The sequence below is a fragment of the candidate division WOR-3 bacterium genome (genome assembly GCA_026418155.1).
Lineage (GTDB): Bacteria > Hydrothermota > Tepidihabitantia > Tepidihabitantales > CAIPLT01 > JAOABV01.
On the sequence record JAOABV010000027.1, the window covers coordinates 1 to 22,458 of the forward strand.

A 22,458-nucleotide genomic window follows, 5' to 3' on the forward strand; every position below is an offset into this window, starting at 1 on the left:
TCATTAACCCGGCAGCAGCAATCGGATTACCCACACCTAATAAACCACCTGACGGACATACTGGTAATTCGCCATCTCTTTGTGTGACACCATCAACGGTTAATTGAGGTGCTTCGCCTCTTCCGCAGAGCATTAATCCTTCCATATGATGCAATTCTTTGTAATCAAACGGGTCATATGGTTCAGCAATATGGATTTGGTGTCTTGGGTCGGTAATACCGGCCATCTTATAAGCCATTCTTGCCGCTTCTTCCACATATCTGGGATAACACAAATCGCGATCTGTCCAATAAGCAGTATCTAAAGACCAACCAACACCTTCAATCCAAACCGGTTTATCCGTAACCCGACGAGCAATTGATTCATTAGTTAAAACCAAAGCAACCGCACCATCAGAAACTGGGCTTACATCCAGTCTTTGAACTGGCCAGGCTAGCACTTCTGATTTTAGGATATCATCTACGGTCACAGGTGCAGCAAGTTGAGCTGCAGGGTGGTTTAAGGCATTGTTTTTATTCTTAACCGCAACTAATGCAATATCTTCTTTTCTTAAGCCATAAGTGTTCATATAGCGATTCATCTCCAAAGCGAAAATCCAAAGAAGATTAGGTTTTAATGGTCGCTCAGTTGTATGGTCAAAAATCGTTAAGAATGCTGCTTGAGCATGAGGTTGAAAAGACGACATCTTTTCTTCACAAACTACTAAACAAGTGTCTATAACTCCTGAGGCAATATGATACCAACCTTGAGCCACTGCAAAAACACCTGTTCCACCGCCAACAAAACAACGCATATAAGGTTTACCAAATGCACCAGCGCCATCCGAGAGATATTCTCCTTTCATATGGACACCATCAAAAGTATCCGGCGCACTCCCTAACACAACCGCATCAATCTGGTCTAAAGTCATTTCACAAGATTCTAAAGCCATCTTAGTAGCGTGGAATGCCAGTTCTTTACCGGTTTCTTGTGCGCGCCGAACAAATTTTGTCATTCCGGCGCCAACAATTGCTACTCGATTTCCCATTGTAGCCTCCTAATTGGAAATTATTGCTACAACCGCACTGGTTGTAGGTAAGCCGCGCCAACTTTGAACCAATGCCGTTTTAGCATCTTGTATCTGATTCTTACCGGCATTACCGCGGAGTTGTTCTACTGCACAATATAATCGAGCCAAGCCCATTCCTTCGTATAAGTAACCCATACCTAACGCGCCCCCGGAAGGATTAACGGGAAATTCTCCGTTAATTTCAGTAACGCCTTGGTCAATTAATTGGCCAGCACCACATTCACAACATAATTTCAAGGCTATCATATGCTGTAGTTCTTTATAAGAAAAACGGTCATCAATCTCAGCAAAACATATTTCTTTTCTTGGGTCTGTAATTCCTGCCATTTTATAAGCCATTTCTGCGGCTTGAGTCACATATTCAAGATATACCCAGTTACGCGACTCTAAAGAGGGTGTGCCATTACACCAACCAATTGCTCTAATCCAGATTGGATTTTTGACCAGTTCTTTAGCTTTTTTTTCTGATGCCAAAACAATTACGATGGCACCATCAACCGGCTGAGCAATATCAAGTTCGGTTAAAGGACAAGAAATACCCTTTGCATAATTAAAATCTTCAAGGGTTAATTTTGTCCCCCGTCCAGCAATTGGATTATTTAAGGCGTTCTTACGATTTTTAATTACGACTTTGGCACATTGCTCATATGTGGTGCCAGTTTCAAAACAGAAACGATTCATCTCAAGTCCAGCAATAAAGTGTGTGTTAAGTTTAAGGGGCCGATTAAATATCGGGTCCTGGGCGCAGGCTTCGATTCCATCCGGTGTTAACATATTAGAAGCCTTAGAATGGGCTTCAACTACCGCGATATTAAATTGACCAGTTCTAATTTGTAAAAAGGCAGCGGCAATTCCATGGAGACCATCGCCTGTTATGGTATGCATTGGTTTCAGTGCGGAACCTAATTGGTCAGGCACATACTCGTCAAAGATTGATGTTCCTTCAATATAATCCTCAGCACAAGTGACAAAAGTATCAACATCCTTGCGTGGGTCAATTCCGCAATCGTCATATGCCTTGACTGCGGCTTCGAACATCAATTCTTTATACGAAACATCAGGTGAAATTGAGCGAAATTGAGTCGCGCCAATACCAATAATTGCAACTCTCTCATTCATTATACCTCCCTGATACAGGTGCATATCACGCACTTCTTTTTTGAGTTAATTTTAATTAATTGATTCCAATATTTATTTTGTTGAATATTTATAGTCAGATTGCAATAATTTTTTGTTGTCCATGGTGAAAAATGTAGAATATTATGCCTGTTCATTAATAGTAAAATCTTACTAAAAAGAAAAGCAGTGTCAAGGTAAAAATGCAATGTGGCCAAGTGAGAGTATACAGTTTATAAGATTAATAAAGATTAATTATATAGATAAAAATAGATAAAATAGATTATTATAACGAGTAGATAATACGGATGGGAAAAGGAGTTTGCGAAATTAGCCATAATGTCAATTAATAATTGATGAAAGAACACAAAAAAGTCAATTTTTACGATTGGATAAATTGAACTTGCTGAATATTTTTCTGCGGTTTTTCCGACACAGATGCGTGTCGCATGTGTTTTTGGCATTATTTCAGAACGCTTATTGATGAATTATCTTAATAGCAAAGAATTCAAAATTTGCTAAGTTCCAGCCTGTATTAAACCTAAATCGTTTTCGTTCATCATCAATTTTTCCGAATATCTACTGAAGTTAGTGTATAATTTATGTAAATTTAGACTTGATAGGTTAAAAATAAAGGTATATTCTCCTATGACGGACAATTTTAATAAAAAGAAAACACTCAATGGAAGAAAAAAGAACTTACACAAAATACTGACACTACCAAAATAAACCCAATCTTGACATTTAGCCAATCGAGTGTAAGATATAATAGAAAATTATAAAATGCGAAATGCGTTTTAATTTCAAGAAGATTGTATTTGTTATATGAAAATTAGATGTGCTAAATATGTTTCAATAAATCGGTTGTAAGATATGGAAATGGAAAATCAAGCATTTTTAATATGATTCAATAATTCTATTTATAGGAGTTAATTTATGTCAGGACATTCGAAATGGGCACAAATCAAACACAAGAAAGCCAAAGCCGATGTGGAACGAGGTCGAATTTTTTCTAAGTTGATAAGAGAAATCACTACTGCTGCACGGATTGGTGGTGGTGATATTAATGCTAATCCAAGATTGCGCACTGCAGTCGAATCTGCCCGGGCAGTCAATATGCCGGCAGAAAATATTGAACGCGCGATAAAAAAAGGAACCGGTGAGTTGCCGGGCACAAGTTATGAAGAAGTCGAATACGAAGGCTATGGTCCAGGCGGCGTTGCCATAATTGTGCGGGCACTTACGGACAATAAAAACCGCACGACTTCAGAAATTCGCCATATCTTTTCAAAATATGGTGGTAATTTAGGTAGTACGGGTTGTGTTGCCTGGCAGTTTCACCCCAAAGGCATTATTATGATTCCCCGCACCGAGTATGATGAGGATAAAATTTTCGCAATTGCTTTAGAAATTGGTGCTGAAGATGTCAAAACCGATTCCACTTCTTATCAAATTATCTTGTCTCCGGAAAATTTCCATACGGCAAAAAAGAAACTGGCGCAAGAAAATATTCAAATGAGCCATGCGGAATTAACACGCATACCTCAAAGCACAATCCCTTTAGATGAAAAAACTGCCGAACGGGTACTAAAATTATTTGAGCAATTAGAAGAACATGATGATGTTCAACAGGTCTTCGGTAATTTTGATATTTCGGATGAGATAATGGAAAAAGTTTCTCAAGAAGTTCTTAAAGAATAATACGATTTCAACCACTTAAAGATTCATAAAAGTTTCGAAAGACACTTCAAGAAAGATAGGTGTTAAAGTCTCATAAGTCAGATGTGGTAATCGGATTAGACCCGGGGCTTTCGGCCACAGGCTATGGAATTGTTAGGAAAGGAGAATGCCTCGATTACGGTATTATTAAATCTGATATCACAAAACCATTAGCCGAGCGGATTAATCAGATTATACAGATGTTACAAAAAAAGATTAATCAGTATGCACCAACTAATTGTGCTATTGAAACTTTATTTTTTAAGAAAGAGTCGGCTCGTAGTGTTATCCATTCTGCCCATTTACGCGGAGCATTGTTTTTTCTTTTGTATAAAAAAAAGATACCAATTGTTGAAATCACTCCAGCAAGAATTAAAAAAGCACTAACGGGCAATGGACGGGCGTCTAAACAACAGATTAAATTTATGGTAAAAAATATCTTTCATATTTCTCACGAACTTAACGAACACGCTTCCGATGCTTTAGCCGTCGCTTATACATTTAATCTTTTGATGGAGGAAATAAAGATAAAAAACTATGTACTCAAAAAGTGAACCTGCAAGCGTTCAATACAACTATTCTACGGCAATTTTTCTAATTAATCAGAAAAGTAGCAATGAATTCAATTTTGTTTCGAGGAGATAAACAAGAAAGATGTTAATAAAAATGAATATATCGATTAGATGTTTAATTAATCAAAGAGAGGCATAATGATTTCAGTCTTACATGGCCGAGTTATCTCTAAGAATATTACCAGTGTGGTAATTGATTGTGCGGGTATCGGTTTTTCAGTCAATGTGCCTTTTTTAGTGGCACAAAGTTTAGCAATTGATTCAATTGTCACGATTCTGGTCCAGCCAATTTTTAGCCATGACAACTTTGAACTTTACGGGTTTCTCAAAAAAGAAGAACGGGACACTTTTAATCTCTTATTAAAAGTACCGGGAGTTGGTGCTCGCGCTGCGCTCAATATTCTTTCCCGACTAACACCAGAAGAGATTCACGATGCAATTGGCAAAGGCAAAACCGATGTCTTTAAGGCGATTTCAGGTATTGGTAAGAAAAAAGCAGAAATGATAATCTTCAATCTGCGTAAATCGGTTGCAGAAACCAGCACGACTCCAGAAGTGCAAAATACCGTGTTAACAGCGCTTATGGCTTTAGGGTTTAGCCGTAAAGAGGCGCTACAAAAATTATCCGCAATTCCGGATGTTAACTCTAAACCGATTGCCGAAATTATCCGATTAGTGCTCAAATCCCAAACTAAATAGTAAAATTAAAGATGTTATGCTGTTTATTATAAGAAGTTAAATGTTTGTAGCGATTAATGATTCTTCTTACACTTTTGCGAGATGCTTACAGGGAAAATATGTTACGAAATTATCAGGCAGTTTTCTTTCTGTATGCTTCAAGTTGTCTTATGATGAATTTTTGGTATAATTAAATAGTCAGTTTGTATGCTTACAATTAATCATCCCCGGATTATTTCGCCGAAGAAATTAGAAGGCGAAGAGGTCTTTGATATAAAATTACGGCCCACTTCGCTCACAGAGTTTGTTGGTCAACAGAAGATTAAAGAAAATCTTGCAGTCTTTATTTCCGCGGCTAAGCAAAGAAATGAACCATTAGAACATGTGCTCTTATTCGGACCATCTGGGTTAGGAAAGACAACCTTAGCCCATATTATTGCCAAAGAGATGTCAGCCAATATCAAATCGACGACTGGGTCCGTTTTGGAAAGGCCTTTGGATTTATGTGGTATCTTAACTAATTTAGGTGAAAAAGATATTCTGTTTATTGATGAAATTCACCGCACCAATAAAACCGTGGAAGAATATCTTTATCCGGCATTGGATGAATTTCTCATTGATATTATGTTAGATAAAGGACCAGGGGCACGAACCTGCAAAGTACCGATTAATAACTTCACCTTAGTGGGTGCGACAACGCGTTCTGGTTTATTAACCGCACCCTTAAGAGCCCGATTTGGCATTTCATTTCGATTAGACTATTACACGGCAGAAGACATATTCCAAATTATAAAGCGTTCCGCCCAAATTTTAGGTATTGCCATTGATAATGATGGTGCTATGGAAATTGCCCATCGGAGTCGGGGAACACCGAGAATTGCTAATCGGCTATTGCGAAGGGTCCGAGATTTTGCCCAGGTAGAAAAAAAATCTATTATCGATAAATCAATTGCGGAATATGCCTTAGAAAAACTGGAAATTGATAAGAATGGCCTGGATGAAATGGATAAAAGAATTATAATGACAATTATTGATAAGTTTAGTGGTGGACCAGTAGGTATAAACACCTTATCAGTTGCCTTAGGCGAAAATGCGGAGACGATTGAAGAAGTTTATGAGCCATATTTGGTGCAAATTGGATTTTTACACCGAACACCCCGAGGTCGAGAAGTAACGGAAATTGCTTATCAGTATTTTGGCAAGAAATCTAAAAAGCAAATTCAGATCGGTTTTGCAAAATCTAAATAGTCTAAAGAGATTGAAATATGAGTCATTAATTCCCCAATCGTATGGTTAAATCTTTTATTCTAATCAATTTACTAATAGTTAGTCTTTTAATCTCTAAAGACAATTTTAGCGAAAACTTGCGAACAGCTAAGAAACAGGTTGTTGTCTGCTTTGACGATGGTTTTTATGGTGTATATAAATATGCCTTTCCCGTATTAAAGCATTATAAAGTTCCCTTTGTTATCGGATTAATTGCTTCTTATATTAAACCAGGTACACCTCGACAAAATGCCTCTGCTTACTCTTATCTGAACCAGGGTGAAATTAAACAGATGCTTAATCAATCTGATGTTGAAATTGCCAGCCATTCTGTCCATCATCTTGATTTAGGAAAAATCACCCCGGAAAGAGCAAAATATGAGATTGCGGAATCTAAGGTCTTTTTAGAATCACTTTTCAACCAAGAAGTTAACACTTTTATCTACCCTTATGGAAGCACTAACTCTTATATTATAAGTTTAGTAAAAAACTCTGGCTACAAATTAGCCCGAAGTTGCCGATGGGGTGAAGTTAACCTCTGGACCGACCGCTACCTTATTCCAATTAAAGAAGTTAGAATGTCCACCACTATCACCGAAATAATTGACCACATTAAAAATAACTCAATCACAGTGCTGGTGTTTCATCGGATAACCCCTAATCCGATGGTCTTTACTGACTTTGGTTTGTCTAAGTTTAATCAATTAGTAAGTATGTTAGCATCCTCTCCTACAGTTCAATTTGTGACTTTTAAGGAATTATACCAACAATGGTGGCAGGAGATAACTATGCGATATATTGTGCAAAAAGACTGGTATTATAAGCCCAAAGACCTATTTCAGACAATAGAACTGGATAAGTTTGGAACTACATATCCTATTATTAATCAATAAGTTTAATTATTTTGTTTTAACTTGGGTTAATCTAAAAGATAGACATCGACCAAGTTAGAACTATGGATGCCGGCATCGGTCAATAACTTGGTGTTTTCTTTGTAGCCGACAAAGATATCGATTGAGTGACCATTAATTAAAGAGCCAATGTCATGGGCAAATACAATTCCATTATGTTTTTGAGAAGTGATTGCCGTGAGCATTGGTATATATAATTTTGAGCCTAAAGGAATGATTGCAGGGTCAACGGCAACTGAAGTCATAGGTGTGATATGATAACCACTATGACCTAAAAATCTATCCACTATCCTCACCTTATTAATTTTTTTCAAGTAACTAATTCGTCTGCCATCTTTTAGTTCGGCACAGGACTCTTTCTTGAAATCTTTTACGAACTTATACGGAAAATAACCTAAAAGTTGACCATTTTCTAAATATAATGGTGTGGTTTTAGGACCAGAATAATCCGACTCCTTTACAATCCAATAAAAAGTAACCCGAAACTTACCTAAGTATTTCAATTCACCAGCCTGATAACCAGTAACCTTTAATGATTCTAAAAGGGGGTGAATTGAAGCCGGTTCTTTATCTGTTACTTTTTGAATTTCAGATGGTTGGACAAATTTTTCATTGTTCTGCACAATTGCACGGTTTAAACAAAATAATTCAAAAATTAACAAAACCGGCAGAATTCTTAATAATCTATTGCCAAAACCCCTACTTTTTCGCAAGAATCCCAGATGGTGAAATGGGGGCCTTTTAATTAAATGAAAACCGGTTTTGGTTTCAGTCACAGTTGATGTGTTAAATCTAATTTTGTAAATCATAGTAGTAATTATACTTAAATAAGCCTATAAGTCAAGAAGGAGTTATTATCGGAAGCCACATCTTTATTTTTAGCATGTTAAGTCTATATTTACACAAAATATTATATACTACCTTGTCAATGTTTATAGAAATTATGGTAAATTAAAGATAAACATATTCTTTTTCCTAATAGTTTTAAGTCAATTGTCTAAATCAGATAGCATTAAAACCGGTAGGCAGTATTTTTAAGTTTAAAGTCAATCCCTAAACCTATGCTCTATTCAGAAAACCTAAAACTCTTTATCTTTGGGATACTATCGAAAAACACCTGACACATATCGTTTTCTTTGGATTCTCCCCAAATTGCTCTTTTAAGCACATTTTAATCTAAATTCGCTTTTGAACGTGTTACTTGTCTATTAACTGGTTAAGATACATATAGTTATATATATTACGATGCTCTGTTGCTATATATTATCATACACTGTAGGTGTTTTTATCTTATTTTTGAAAATTGGTTTTTCCTTGTTCGATAAATATATAATTCTGCCGTTATATAATATCATGCTCTATAGGTGTTTTTCTCTTATATTATAAATAGAGTTAAATTAAGATTTAAACGAAAAAAAGGACAGGGGGGCTAGGGTGGGGTTAGCCCAACCCTAAGTATCGCTATGCATGTTGCTAAAAGAGATTTACCGGATAAGCGGTATACGGAGTCGCCCACCTGTTAGCCTAAACCGTCTTATAAAATTTCTTAAAGGTTGTATCTTATTCTTTAAGACCCAGATAGTCTTGTAAGGTTTTTCTTAATATGAATTTGATTGTTTCTAAGTCCGGCTTTGAGAGAACTTAAACCGCAATCTAATAGAAAGTTTAATATCATTTCTGATAGTAATCTTGTTGGAACACTTTGGTTTCCAAGTGGTTGTAGGTGGAGACAGAATCTTTTCAAACAGTCTTTTGGGAATGTAGCGTTTAAGCGCGGGGAACTTATTACTTTTTACTAAATATATATACTAATACCTAAAATATATATAATATATATACTAATTAGTCCTATATTAAATTATATATACTAACTAATTAGTCCTATATTAATCGGTAATAAGATAGACACTCGGAGAGTCTTTTATACAACATTACATTTTGCTTAATGTATAAGATAGTTTCAAATAAACTCCTGAAAAAACTTTTCTATTCACGAATCGATGGGGAATAGCGAAGATAAATTAGGTGCTAGCCATAAGAATAGATAGGTAAAACTCAGACTTATTTTAGATTGAAACAGAATAACTTAAAAGATTTTTCGGATTTTTGTTGCTATGCAATTTTCATTGTTCTTCAGGACTTAGTGATAACGGATTGATATAGAAAGCCTTATTTAAATTTGTTGATGTGGTGTTTAAATCTTTTTAATATCAACAAATTTTGAGTGTTTCGGTCTTTAATCAAAAATCGGCTATTTTAGGATATATCGATATGACAAAAAAATTATTAGAAGTCAGTGCCAATGCTGAAATAGAATTTCCAATTGCGATTTGGAGTTTGAGAAAGTGGTTTGGCAAAATCAAATCTTAGGATAAAATAAGATATTTGGACTCTGAGCCCGGCTCCGAAACCTAATTTTAGGTCCTCAAACCCACTATCAGAACGATAAATTACCACTGGGTCATTAAAAGCAATACCGGCATCGAAAAATGTAACGCCCCGGATATTTTTAATATCTATCGGTATCGGATAGGCAATTTTTAATCGGTCAATAAAAGGATGTCTCAATTCAATTATACCCAGAACAACTTTATTGCTCGGTTGATAGTAAAACTCACCGTAATCATAGCCCCGGATATTTTCTCCGCCTAAATAAAACAGTTCCGGATTAAGACCAAAACTACTTATCCCAAATAACCAATTAGCTAAAGTATATCTTTTTGATAACCGAAAATAGTTTCGAAAATCTAAATAGGTCGTATAAAATTTATAATCGGAAAAGGGCAGGGTTTGATAAGTTTCTAAACGCGTTCGGATACCTTTCACTGGACCCCAGTCCGTCCAAATAGTATTGTCAAAAACAAACGCTTCTGATAAAAGAAAGATTTTACTTTTAGTATAATTATATCTTTCGTTGGAGAAGTTTACTAAGAAGTTATCACTCCAATATCCGATAGTTCCCAGTTCAAATCGGGTAAATTTATCTAAGGGATAAGAGCCAAATAATTCACCACCGCGATATCGTATAATGTGCACAGAATCAGGGTATCTGCCCGAATAATCAAAATATTGGATTAATCCTAAACCCCAATCGGTCCGTTTAGTTAGATTCCAATAGTAACAGAAAATATTGGAATTAGCAATATCTTTGTAGAGTTCAGTTTGTAAGAAAAATCGGTGGTTTCCTAAGACATCACTTAGGACCAATTCCACATTACCCGAAAAGCCACCTTGCGTTGAATAGCCCGCAGAACCGATTCCATAATCTGGTGTTAAAGTAAATTGATAGGAACTAACTTTATTATAATCAATACCAGTTGCTTGATAGACATCAGTTGATTTGGTCATTGCGACTATATCAATCGGCGGGACTATTGGCTTTAACCGCGGAATCTGAGAAAAGGGTTCTCGTATTACACAGACATCCCAACCCTGATTAGTATAATAACTAAATGCTAAAACGCTATCATTTTGCGATATTGATGGATAATGGCTACTGCTGATAAATTCTGTTTTGTGAGTTAGAGTTTGGTCGGTCAAAGAATAGATAAATAAGGCGATATTAGCGCTACCGGATTTCTCTTCCGCCAAGTTTTGGTCCTCGGCCGTATAAATTATATATTTGCCGTCGGAAGAGAAAATCGGATGTGCCAGATAACGAGCGCGCTTAACATTTCTGATGCGCTTAAGGCTGAGCGTTCCTTCGGCATTGAGAGAATTGGCTGTGGTCTTAAAAATCCCATAATTCCCTGGTATCCAGTCATCTGCCTCGGGTCGGTCCGAAACAAAGACAATCTCTTTACCATCAGGAGAAAAATAAGGGTCTCGGTCTTCATAATAATCATAAGTGATGCGTGTAAGTTTGCCATTAGTTAAATCAGTAGTATAAATATCCGCATAGCCGTTTTTTAAGCCAACAAAGACAACCTTTTGATTATCCGGGGAAAATTTTGGCGAATAGATTCCATCAAGATGGTAAGAAAGTCTCTTTTTAACTTTACCAGAGGGATAGTCCACAATCACAATATTATCTTTGCCCTGACTGCGGGCAACTAAAACAATTTCTCGTTCGTCGCTAGACCAGGCCAGACCGCCGCGCAAAACAGAGACATTCTCAAAACCGCCACTCCGTTCACCCTTAACCAGATGCTTGATAATTTTACCATCAATTGCCGAGATGACATACACATCTGTATAACCGTTACGGTCAGAAATAAAAGCAATCTTAGTTCCAGAAGGCGAAATCACTGGTGCGGTATTGTATATTGCACCCTCAGCCGTATGGTTGGTTAAAACTGTTGCAATAGAAAAATTGTCCTTTTGCGCAATTAATGGCCAGTATTTGATTTTCAAATAGTCTTCTAATTTTTGACTCATTTTAGAAACGCTGATACCAAATGATTCTTTGAATGCTGATTCCAGATTACGTTTGGCTTTCAGGGAATGAATAAACTCAAAGATTTTTTGCCGTCCATATACTTCATTAACATAACGGAAGAACGCTTCGCCAATCCGATAGTTTATATATCCCATCGCATCGTTTAACTTATCAAGGCTGACAAACTGGTTATTAAGCATCAGGTCGCGTAAATATACTTCACTAAAGACTTCGGGTTTTTCTTCGGATGAGAGAAACTCTGATATGCCTTCTGCAACCCACAGCGGAATCTGAAAATCACTAACTAAAGTAAAGATTGAAGCCAATCGCGGTTTATAAAACAATTCAAACTCAAAGATATGGGTTATTTCGTGTTCTAAAACAATACGAAAATCCCGATATGAGCCATTAAAAGGCACAACTACCCGATTCTTAAATAATTCCGAAAATCCGCCAACCGATTCTTCGATAATATCCAAAATAATATTAGTCTGTCCAAATTCATTCGGTGAATTATAGATAATGAGAGGAATTTTGTTCTTTATCTCCGTTTTTAGCGCTGAGGCGATCTTTTGGTAAAAATCCTCAGCATATTTTGAGGCATACTCAGCAAGCCCTTCACCGCCTTCATAAAAATAGATATTAAAATGTGTGGTTGATAATATTTTGAATTGAAAATCCTGATACTGGACTTTATTTTTACTGAAATAATATTGCCCAGAAACTAAATTAAAGCCAACACTGATAATAAAAACTAAAAACCACAAACGAAAATCTCTTTGGAGCAGAGGTAACAAAGTCTGGGCAATTATCTTAAGACACCTATTAACTATCATAGAAAACAAATAATCATTTAATTATTGCTCCGGGCAATCGATAAATACCCCGCCAATATAAAATAGTATCTTCTAAGTTATAGTCCTTTGCGATTTTCCCTTTGATGATTTCACCAATAAACCAAGTGCGGTCACCGCAGTTAATTTCTTGCACGACTTTACATTCAATATTCACCGGACATTCCTTAATACTAACTGTCTTCACTGATAAAGAAGTCTCTTGAGTCAAACCGGTTTCCTTAAATTTATCTACTTTTCGACCAGATTGGGCACCACAAAAAATGGTTGCTGATAATAGATTCTTGGTTGGTATATTAATCACAAATTCTTTACTTTCTTTTATTAGATGGTGCGAATATCTTTCAGGTTTAATGCCAATCCCGATTAATGGTGGCGCAAATGAAAAGATATGGACCAGTGTGACCGTAATAATATTGTTTCCACTGGTAACTAAAACTGTGGGAAAAGCCGAAAAAGTGGCAATCAACTTTGAGGATTCGCTCACAGTTATTTTTTCCATAATAAATATTATCTTAGGAGAATATAAAAGTCAACTTCAATGATTGGTTGTCTCATTATTCCACACCAGTTTAAGCAAAAGCAAAGCAATGGTTGAGAAGAAAAGATCAATTTGTCCGCAAGATTTCAGAAGTTCCATTTTAATCAACGCGTAGCCAGACTTTTCTCGATCTCTTTAGAAAGTTTGAGTAAATCTGGTTTGTAACCTCTTATCGTAAAGGTTGCTTTTTCATCTTTATCTATTCGCCGAACGACTTCACAAGTTTCGTAGATTTTACTTATTAAATCACCGCGCTTTAGCGAGATGGTTAGCCTTCGGGTAATAAGTTGTGATTTCATAAATTCTATAATTGTGGCCTTTAATTTTTCAAAACCCTCACCAGTTAATGCGGAAACAAAGACGCTTTGGGGATATTTGTCTTTCAATCGGCGTATAATTTTGGGTTCAAAGATGCGGTCAATTTTATTAAAGACCATTAAAATTGAATTGTTTTGACATCCGATTTCTTTAAGCGTATTATCCACAACTTGAATTTTCTCCTCAATATTCTCTTCACTGGCGTCAACGATATGTAAGATTAAATCCGCTTCTTTAGTTTCTGAAAGGGTCGCGCGAAAACTGGCAATCAGTTCATGCGGGAGATTGCGAATAAAGCCGACTGTATCAGTAATAAAAACCTTTAATCGCTTTGTCAAATTAAAAGCCTTTGTATTTGGGTCCAAGGTTGCAAACATATAAGGAGCTACTTTAACTTGAGCACCCGTTAACCGGTTCATAACACTTGATTTACCAGCGTTAGTATAACCGACTAAAGAAATCTTAAAGAATGGTTGGCGCTTTTTTCGTTGCACAGCCCGTTCTTTGTCAATACGCAACAGTTGCCGGTATAAGGTATCAATTCGGTCTTTAATGCGGCGTCGGTCGATTTCCAATTTCTTTTCACCTGGACCACGAGTGCCAATACCGCCACCTAAACGAGAAAGTTCTGTTCCTAAACCAATAAGATTAGTGCGGCGGTATTCGAGTTGGGCTAATTCTACTTGAGTTTTGGCTTCTGCGGTTTTGGCATGTTGCGCAAAGATGTCTAAAATCAACATTGTACGGTCAATTACTCGTACCTTCGTCGCCTCAGAAATATTTCTCATTTGAGAAGGTGTTAACGGGTCATCAAATATTAATAAATCAATCTGATGTTTGTGACACAACTGTCTTATTTCTTCGATTTTCCCTTTGCCTAAAAGCGTGGCCGGATTCAAATCTTTTTTTACTTGGAGAATCTTTTCAACGACAGTACCACCAGCAGTTTGCGTCAAAGATGCCAATTCTTCTAATGAATCAATCTTTTTCCAACGCTCAACTGAAGAGCGAGCGACTCCAATTAGTAAAACACGCTCCATATTTAATATTCAAAACTATTACTCATCAGCAAGACTAATCTCATCTATTTTAATATTTACGATTCAAAACTGCGACCATCAACAAAACCATTCCATCAATAAAAATCCTTCTTTTTATGAGGCAAAGGCAAATATTTTCTTATTAAGCCCTTTTGTCAATATGTCCGTAATAGTCATAAGTAGAAAATGAGCAATTGATTATTGACGCAAGACATAAAAAATTCTCTGGAAGATTGTGTAGATGTTACCAACTAAAATAATGCTAAGCGCAATAATAAAATATTTTGGTCCTAAAAAAAAGACACCAACTATTAAAATCAAAAATCTTACTGGTCGTTCAAACAATCCAATTTTACATTCTTTACCAACACCCTCAGCCCGAGCTCGAATATAACTTACCAACAGAGAAGAGAAGGCGGTTAAAAAGATTATAATTGACATTAGATTATGCTCCTGATGATTAAAAACATTGCCCATTATCCCAATTGAATTTTTCTGATAATAAAGGAAAAGACCAAAAAAGATTAAAATTTCTGCTATCCGGTCGATTACAGAATCTAAAAAAGCGCCCATAACATTAACGCTTTGAGACCTTCGCGCAACTTCTCCATCGATAGTATCAAATAAAGCAACCATCACTAAAAGTATGCCACCGATAAACCAAAGACCTTGAGCAAAAAAGAAAACATTAAGTAAACTAAAAGGGATTGACATTAAGGTTATGATATTGGCGGGAATCTTTAAGCGCACAATCAAATTAGTTATTGGCATTAAAAATTTGCGTCCGATATTCTTATGAGTTTCTCGCATAATTAAAATTGGAAGATAGGGATGGAATCACTGTCTTATATGATTTTGTCATTATTCTTATGTGTTTCTCTCATAAAAATGGAAAATATGGACAAAGTCACTATTTTGTATAATTTCGTCATTAAAATTAAAAACAATAAATCCATTTATCATAATTATTATCACATTTTTCCGATATATTTTAGAGATTTCATTTTTCCTTACCAGCGATTATTAGTACGATTTCACCTTTTATCTCTTTATCGCTTATTTGGTTAATTATTTCGCTAATATTACCCCGCCACACAGTCTCAAATTTTTTGGTTAATTCTTTAGCTAAAACTGCTTTTCGGTCTCCGAAAATTTCTTGAATCGTGGTAAGTGATTTCATTATCCGATGGGGTGAGTCATAAAAGACCATTGTGCGGGGCTCATCTTTTAGTTCCATAAGTTTTTTTCGCTTTCTACCTTCGCGTTTTGGTAAAAACCCTTCAAAGACAAACCGGTCACTGGGTAGACCAGATATAACAATTGCGGTTAAGAGCGCAGATGGACCAGGAATTGCGGTAACCAAAATATTTTCTGCTATTGTTGCGCGAATCAAATAAAAACCCGGGTCGGAAATACCTGGGGTTCCAGCATCAGAGACTAAGCCCACGCTTGCGCCTTGTTTTATCATATTTATAATTTCTGGAGTTCGCGATTTTTTATTATATTCGTAGAAACTAATAAGTTTATTTTTGATATTATAGTGTTTTAGTAAAAGACCCGTATGACGCGTATCTTCACAGGCAATTATATCAACTTTTTTTAAGACATCTAAAGCCCTAAGGGTAATGTCTTGGAGATTACCAATGGGCGTGCTAATAATATAGAGACCAGGTAATAATCTTTCTTCATCCATAACTGATATTAATTGCAACGATTGTTAGCATTTTTTTAATAACTAAGCCGGAATAAGAAGTAATTAAGCGTCTAAAAATCACATTTTATAATTACTAATGTAATTCTAATTAATTCTCAATAAAAGTCAATGCACCTTGATTTTACCCATAAACTTAACCACATTATCATCGATAATTGTATAATATAAAATAATATAATTTCTAATTAGTTTTCGATAAAAGTCAAATCTCCTATAATCTTACCACAAAACTTGACCACATCTATTACAACATAAAAATAAGAATATTAACATTTAAGCAAAAAGGGTTTGCTATTGGCTTTTAATATTGGACTTTTGAACCTTTGACATTTGCTGACATTAAAATCAAGCAGGTGCAACCTGTTTATCTTGCTAATCCTATAGAATCTTAAACTACTACCATTTCAGACCTTACTGTTATTCTGAATGTAGCGAAGGATCTTAACAGCAAACATTCCTCAGCATAGGAGATTCTTTCTCACTTTGCTCTTCAGAATGACATTTTCGTCTCTTTTGTTATTCTAAGCGCAGTGAAGAATCCCAACTTGTCGAGAAGTATGGAGAATTTAATAAGATTGCTTATATCTTTTAACATAGAATTTTTGAACATTTAAGATTTGTTAGTATTATCAGGAGCAGCGTGCAAATTGGGTATGTGTTTTTGTTTTTATCTTGAAACCTATTCTATGTTTTGATACACGTCATCTTTTTTAAATGTGGAATTACTTTAAGAGATATTTTGGATATGTATTTACGGATTCATCTTAAAAACTTATCTTAATTGTGGGAAGCGTCATTTTCAAATACGGCGTTATAATAAGAGATATTTTGGATATGTATTTACGGATTCATCTTAAAAACTTATCCTAATTGTGGGAAGCGTCATTTTCAAATGTGGCGTTATAATAAGAGATATTTTGGATATGTATTTACGGATTCATCTTGAAAACTTATCTTAATTGTGGGAAGCGTCATTTTCAAATACGGCGTTATAATAAGTGATATTTGGGCCTGTATTTTCGATTTCATCTTAAAACTTATTTCAGGAGCCGTAATGCGTCATTTTCAAATACAGAGGATAATAAGTGCAATTTTATTTAATCCGAATTAATCTGAGCACATCATTGGTTAAAGCAAAGACAAGAATAATACCAATTAGAGCATAACCAATCCAAAAAGCAATTTCCCATTCTCTTTTCTTAAGTTTTCTGCGTTTAAGTCGTTCTATTATATAAAGCAAAACTCTGCCACCATCTAAAATTGGAATGGGAATAATATTAATTACTGCCAGATTAATTGATAACAATGCCCATAGGCCGATGAAATATTCTGGTCCCCATTGGGCACCTTCGTAAGTATATTTTGCGACCATTACTGGTCCACCAATAGCAGATTTCGGTAATTTGCCGGCAATAATTTTATAAATAATTACAAAGGTTTGGCCAAAAACATAAACAGTTCTTAATCCAGCGGTACTGATGGCAACTGGCAAAGAAAGATTTTTCGTCGGCAGTTTTACCCAAATCCCAATCATACCAATTCGTTTTTGGCTAATTTCTTCAGATGCCGCTTCCGGCTGAATACTATCTTCAAGCACTTGATTACCTCTGCGCCACTTTAAGAATAACTTTTTGCCACTTGAGTTCTGAACGATTTCCACAAAACTGCTCCATTCTTTAATCGGAATACCAGAAACTTCTATGATTTCATCGCCTTTTTTAAGACCAATTTGGGCAGCAGGGCTTTTGGCTTTCACGCGCTCAACCACGGGCGCAATAAATGGCAGAAATTGAAATGAGTCTTTAGGGATTTTATAATTGATAACTTTTATTTCCTCATTGCGCTTAATAGTTATGTCGGCTTCGGTCAAATGCGATAACTTATTTTGTAAATCTTCCCAGTTTTTAATTGTGTCTTGGTTTACTTTCAGGATATAATCACCTTTTTCAAATCCCACATATGCAGTTGTTGTGTTGGGTTCAGGAATAATTCTGGGCTCAAGGGTTTTAACGCCAAATACGGCATAGAGGATTGTGGTCAAAATAAATCCGAGAAGGAGATTAAAAAGTGGTCCAGCAAGGATAACCGCAGATTTTTTGCCTAAAGGAGCAGCATTAAAACCAGTTTCCGAGGTTATCTCATCACCTTCCAGTTTAATAAAACCACCTAAAGGAATTATAGAAATCTGATATAAAGTGGAGCCAATCTTTTTCTTAAAAATGGTGGGACCAAAACCAATTGAGAAAACTTCTACAGGTAGTCTATTAATCTTAGCAAAGATTAAATGACCAAATTCGTGGACTATAATTAATGAACCGATTACGATTACAACTAATAATAATGGCGAAATCATAATATAGGTATTAGTTGAAAGAGTGTAGGACTAAATGCGATTGAAAAACTTCTACAAGTGGTTTATTAATCTCAGCAAAGTGTAAATGTCCAAACACCGAGACCGCAATAAATGAACCAATAACGGTTGCTACTAATAATAAAGATGAAATCATAATATCAGTATTAGTCGAGGGTAATTAGCCATTGGCCAATTAATAAAACAAACTGCTGTTGGACTAACATATTCACATCCTTACTGTCTGCTATTGGCAATTAGCGATTGGCTAATCTTAGAAGCATATTCTTTTGCCATTTGTTCATATTTTAATAAAGTCTTTAAATTAGGATTTTTCACAAAAGGTATTTTTTCCATAACGCTTTTGATGATATTGGGGATGGAGTTAAAATCAATTTCGCCTTGTAAAAATTTCGTCACAGCAATTTCGTTAGCGGCATTATACACACAAGGTAGGGTTCCGTCAAGAGCGATAGCATCATAGGCTAATTGTAAAGCAGGAAATTTTTTCAGATCTGGCCGATAGAATTCTAATCGTTGCACCGAAGTTAAATCAAGATTTTTCACTAAAGAAAATTTGCGTTCAGGAAAGGTCAAAGCATATTGGATACATAGTCGCATATCAGGAATTGCCAGTTGGGCTAATACTGAGTTATCAACAAATTCCACCATTGAATGGACAATACTCTGCGGATGAATCAAAACTTTAATTTTGTCCGGTGGAATTTGAAAAAGTCTTGAGACCTCAATCACTTCTAATCCTTTATTCACCAAAGTTGCCGAATCTATCGTATTCTTTTTACCCATTTGCCAAATGGGATGGGATAATGCTTGTTTTAAGGTAACTCGGCTTAAATCTTTGCGCCGCAAGAAAGGTCCGCCTGAAGCCGTGATAATTACACTTTTTACTTCTTTTAGTTTGCGGCCATAAAGACATTGATGTAAACCGACCAGTTCAGAATCAATAGGCAGGATGGGAGTATGAGATTTTTTCTGTTTACGCATTATAACTTTCCCAAATCCGACCAAAAGTTCTTTAGTTGATAAAGCAATCTTTTTTTTCATCTCAATACTTTTAATCAAAGGTATAATACCACTGGTGCCAGTCATTGCCATTACTAAAATATCAATCTTATCATCTTGAGCAATTTCCATTAAACCGCTTTCACCACTTAAAATAGTGAATTTATCGGTTAATTTGGGAATTTTGCTTCTTAATAATCGGTAAAGTTTTTCTTTGGTATGGTCATCGCCCACGACAACTATTTGAGGTAAGAAATGTTGCATCTGTTTTGCCAATAATTGATAATTGCTACCCGCAGACAGAGCATAGACTTTGAAGTCTGACTTCAAGTGTTCAATTACTTCAAGAGTACTTTGGCCAATTGAACCGGTTGAGCCCAAAATCGCAATCCTTTTCATATTAGAGACTCCTAAACCGAGTCTGAACGATAAAGGTTAGAGCACGACTGAGAAAAATTTTAAGATTTTGGATTTTATTCATTCTTCTAAGATTTTGACTCAAATCTATACTTCTCTGGAAAAATATATCTCATCGATTTTTCAGGTGCTTTAACATTTCAAGGTCAATCGATTTTCAAATTTAATTTAGAAGCTGGTATTGTATAGGTAGGTTTCAAATGTTTTAAGATTTCAAGGTCAATCCGGTCAGTAATTTTTAAGTTTAATTTAGCACCCGGTATTGTATAGATTTTTACTTTTATGCGTTCTAACAGTTGGGCATCATCAGTAGCATAATATTTATCTTGATATGCTTTTTGATAGGCTCTTTTTAAGAGTCCGATTTCAAAAAACTGCGGCGTTTGAGCCAGACATAGCTTTGAGCGGTCAAGAGTTTTCTTTACTATATTATGTCTGACCACTTTCACGGTATCTTCAATAGGAACAACTGGAATACACGCCTTATATTTTTGGCAATAATTAAACCCTTGTTCAATTAATTCATTTGAAAGACCGATTCTCACTGCGTCATGAATTGCAACATAACCTGTATCAGGTAAGGCTTTTAATGCATTATGCACAGAGTCCTGTCTATGTTTGCCACCAATCACAAGCGCACTGACTTTAGAAAAATTGTTTCGTTTGATAAGAGTCGCTACTCGGCTTAAATGTCTTTTCTGCACGGCCACAATAATCTTATCAACACAAGATGATTGCTGGAACATTTTAATTGCATAATATAGCACTGGTTTACGTCTTATGAGCGCAAACTGCTTCTCTTTACCAAATCTCTTGCCTTTACCAGCAGCAAGAACAATTGCGTAATTCATTATATATTGCTCCGACTCAAAGGATGCAAGGGAACCCAATATAACCAATAAAACAGATGCTGAAAAGTCTTTTTTATAAGAGTAATGCTAATGTCTCTTTCTGGTCAAAATATGTTGAGCAAGCAATTTTCGTAAATTTGTGATTGGAGAGTAATTTCTCATCTAATGGGATAATCAATTTTAATTGCGGCGCGCACCAATTCCATAGTCTTCTCACCTTCTTGTTTAGCGCGTTTGGTGCCGACTCTTAATATCTCATTTAATCGGTCAACATCTTTTTCATACTCAGCGCGTCGTTGTCGGATTGGCTCAAGGAGAGCATTAATAACAGAAATCAATATCTTTTTACAGGCAACACAACCAATTTTACCTTTTTTACAACTTGCTTCTAACTCTAAGACAAAATTAGGATTAAAAACCTTCTGATATGAGAAAATATTACAAATCTCCGGGTGGCCGGGGTCAGTAGCGTGAATCCGAGCAGGGTCAGTAATTGCTTGATTAATTCGTTCAGCAACAACATTAGGGGGGTCAGAGAGATAGATACAATTACCCAGACTTTTACTCATCTTGGCATTACCATCTAATCCCATTAATCGGGGAACACTGGAGACTAAGGCTTCTGGTTCAATTAAAACCGGTGCATACAGTTCATTAAACCGACGGACGATTTTCCGAGTTAACTCAATATGGGGAAGTTGGTCTGCGCCCACGGGCACAAGATGTGCCCGACAGAAGGTAATATCAGCGGCTTGACTAATCGGATAACCCAAAAATCCATACGGCTTACGATGTTCAAAACCATATTGTTTGGCTTCAGTCTTAATTGTCGGATTATGCGATAAGACATTTATTGATACCAGCATTGAATAGAAAACCGTCAACTCAGCGATTTCAGGAATCTGGGACTGGATAAAAATTGTACTGACATTAGGGTCAACACCACATGCCAAATTATCCAAAAGCACATTATAGACATCTTGTTTCAGTCGTTCCGGATGCTCAAAATTAGTGGTTAGGGCTTGAACATCAGCAATAATAATAAAAGTATCGTAATCATATTGCAGTTTTACACGATTCAATATTGAGCCAACATAATGGCCTAAATGCAAAGGACCAGTTGGCCGGTCACCAGTTAAAATCCGTTTTTTCGCTTGCATAATATTATATTTTCAGCCCCAAACTATAAACAAAAATCTCAAGAAAATACAGCAACAAATATGTTTTATTTTGCATAAAATTATATTTAATAAATTCTGAAAAGTCAATTCTAATATGCAATTGCTGTAACTGTCAACACTTTTTGCTTCTGACTCCATTATCTGTGTTGACATCCTTTTCGTGTTATCTTATTTTCGTTCTTTTTTGCGGATATGCAGTGGTTTCTGGTAGCTAATCTTTCCGTGCAAATAAGCGGATACGAACTATTATATTCTTAATCTTGACTAAAGCCGTAAAAACAAATAGTATTTTCAATTAAGATTTATGTAATTATTATATATGAACTTTATCATCCGGGTCGATGACCGTTTAATTCATGGTCAAGTAACTGCAGGTTGGATTAGACCTTTAGCCATTGAACGAGTCGTTTTGGCTAATGACTTAGTGGCTAATGACGAATGGGAGCGAGAGATCTATACT

Annotated in this window: 18 protein-coding genes; 5 read left to right on the forward strand and 13 right to left on the reverse strand. The window is 35.8% G+C overall.

Annotated features, from left to right (window positions below):
• From N2201_04530 to N2201_04540, 3 genes are all read right to left on the reverse strand, one after another.
• Positions 1-1,027, reverse strand: a 1,027-nt coding sequence (locus N2201_04530; GenBank protein ID MCX7785477.1) for a thiolase domain-containing protein, incomplete at its 3' end; no start/stop codon positions are given.
• A gap of 9 nt (positions 1,028-1,036) precedes the next feature.
• Complete coding sequence (locus tag N2201_04535; protein ID MCX7785478.1) at positions 1,037-2,188, reverse strand: hypothetical protein; 1,152 nt, start codon at positions 2,186-2,188, stop codon at positions 1,037-1,039.
• A 248-nt stretch (positions 2,189-2,436) separates the two neighbouring features.
• Positions 2,437-2,649 (reverse strand): hypothetical protein, encoded by a 213-nt coding sequence (locus N2201_04540; GenBank protein MCX7785479.1) that lies wholly within the window; start codon positions 2,647-2,649, stop codon positions 2,437-2,439.
• Between the two features lie 472 nt (positions 2,650-3,121).
• On the opposite strand from N2201_04540, the gene N2201_04545 reads away from it, so the two are divergent.
• The 5 genes from N2201_04545 to N2201_04565 all read left to right on the forward strand — a co-directional run bounded on the left by N2201_04545 (position 3,122) and on the right by N2201_04565 (position 7,313).
• Positions 3,122-3,886, forward strand: coding sequence for a YebC/PmpR family DNA-binding transcriptional regulator (locus N2201_04545; GenBank protein ID MCX7785480.1), 765 nt, complete (start codon positions 3,122-3,124; stop codon positions 3,884-3,886).
• 59 nt (positions 3,887-3,945) lie between these two features.
• On the forward strand, positions 3,946-4,458 hold the full coding sequence (gene ruvC, locus N2201_04550; GenBank protein MCX7785481.1) for a crossover junction endodeoxyribonuclease RuvC: 513 nt from the start codon (positions 3,946-3,948) through the stop codon (positions 4,456-4,458).
• 156 nt (positions 4,459-4,614) lie between these two features.
• Entirely contained in the window at positions 4,615-5,175 is a 561-nt protein-coding gene (gene ruvA, locus N2201_04555) for a Holliday junction branch migration protein RuvA (GenBank protein ID MCX7785482.1), read from the forward strand.
• A gap of 186 nt (positions 5,176-5,361) precedes the next feature.
• Positions 5,362-6,402, forward strand: a complete 1,041-nt coding sequence (ruvB, locus tag N2201_04560) for a Holliday junction branch migration DNA helicase RuvB (protein ID MCX7785483.1) — start codon at positions 5,362-5,364, stop codon at positions 6,400-6,402.
• A gap of 41 nt (positions 6,403-6,443) precedes the next feature.
• A complete protein-coding gene (locus N2201_04565) occupies positions 6,444-7,313 on the forward strand; it encodes a polysaccharide deacetylase family protein (protein ID MCX7785484.1) in 870 nt (289 codons plus the stop codon).
• A gap of 26 nt (positions 7,314-7,339) precedes the next feature.
• Here N2201_04565 and N2201_04570 read toward each other — a convergent pair whose 3' ends face one another.
• From N2201_04570 to trpS, 10 genes are all read right to left on the reverse strand, one after another.
• A complete protein-coding gene (locus tag N2201_04570; protein MCX7785485.1) occupies positions 7,340-8,140 on the reverse strand; it encodes a 3D domain-containing protein in 801 nt (266 codons plus the stop codon).
• A 1,477-nt stretch (positions 8,141-9,617) separates the two neighbouring features.
• Entirely contained in the window at positions 9,618-12,545 is a 2,928-nt protein-coding gene (locus tag N2201_04575) for a BamA/TamA family outer membrane protein (GenBank protein MCX7785486.1), read from the reverse strand.
• Between the two features lie 13 nt (positions 12,546-12,558).
• Positions 12,559-13,065, reverse strand: a complete 507-nt coding sequence (locus tag N2201_04580; GenBank protein ID MCX7785487.1) for a flavin reductase family protein — start codon at positions 13,063-13,065, stop codon at positions 12,559-12,561.
• A gap of 143 nt (positions 13,066-13,208) precedes the next feature.
• Positions 13,209-14,462: a GTPase HflX gene (gene hflX / locus N2201_04585; GenBank protein ID MCX7785488.1), complete on the reverse strand. Its 1,254-nt coding sequence runs from the start codon at positions 14,460-14,462 to the stop codon at positions 13,209-13,211.
• 198 nt (positions 14,463-14,660) lie between these two features.
• Positions 14,661-15,233 (reverse strand): CDP-alcohol phosphatidyltransferase family protein, encoded by a 573-nt coding sequence (locus N2201_04590; protein MCX7785489.1) that lies wholly within the window; start codon positions 15,231-15,233, stop codon positions 14,661-14,663.
• A gap of 229 nt (positions 15,234-15,462) precedes the next feature.
• Positions 15,463-16,155: a 16S rRNA (cytidine(1402)-2'-O)-methyltransferase gene (rsmI, locus tag N2201_04595; GenBank protein ID MCX7785490.1), complete on the reverse strand. Its 693-nt coding sequence runs from the start codon at positions 16,153-16,155 to the stop codon at positions 15,463-15,465.
• A 1,114-nt stretch (positions 16,156-17,269) separates the two neighbouring features.
• On the reverse strand, positions 17,270-18,529 hold the full coding sequence (rseP, locus tag N2201_04600; protein MCX7785491.1) for an RIP metalloprotease RseP: 1,260 nt from the start codon (positions 18,527-18,529) through the stop codon (positions 17,270-17,272).
• A 234-nt stretch (positions 18,530-18,763) separates the two neighbouring features.
• Complete coding sequence (gene dxr, locus N2201_04605; GenBank protein MCX7785492.1) at positions 18,764-19,948, reverse strand: 1-deoxy-D-xylulose-5-phosphate reductoisomerase; 1,185 nt, start codon at positions 19,946-19,948, stop codon at positions 18,764-18,766.
• Positions 19,949-20,112: 164 nt separating this feature from the next.
• Positions 20,113-20,817, reverse strand: a complete 705-nt coding sequence (gene ispD, locus N2201_04610) for a 2-C-methyl-D-erythritol 4-phosphate cytidylyltransferase (protein ID MCX7785493.1) — start codon at positions 20,815-20,817, stop codon at positions 20,113-20,115.
• 158 nt (positions 20,818-20,975) lie between these two features.
• The gene (trpS, locus tag N2201_04615) at positions 20,976-21,977 is read right to left on the reverse strand and encodes a tryptophan--tRNA ligase (protein MCX7785494.1); all 1,002 of its coding nucleotides are present in this window, start codon (positions 21,975-21,977) and stop codon (positions 20,976-20,978) included.
• Positions 21,978-22,458: the final 481 nt, after the last annotated feature.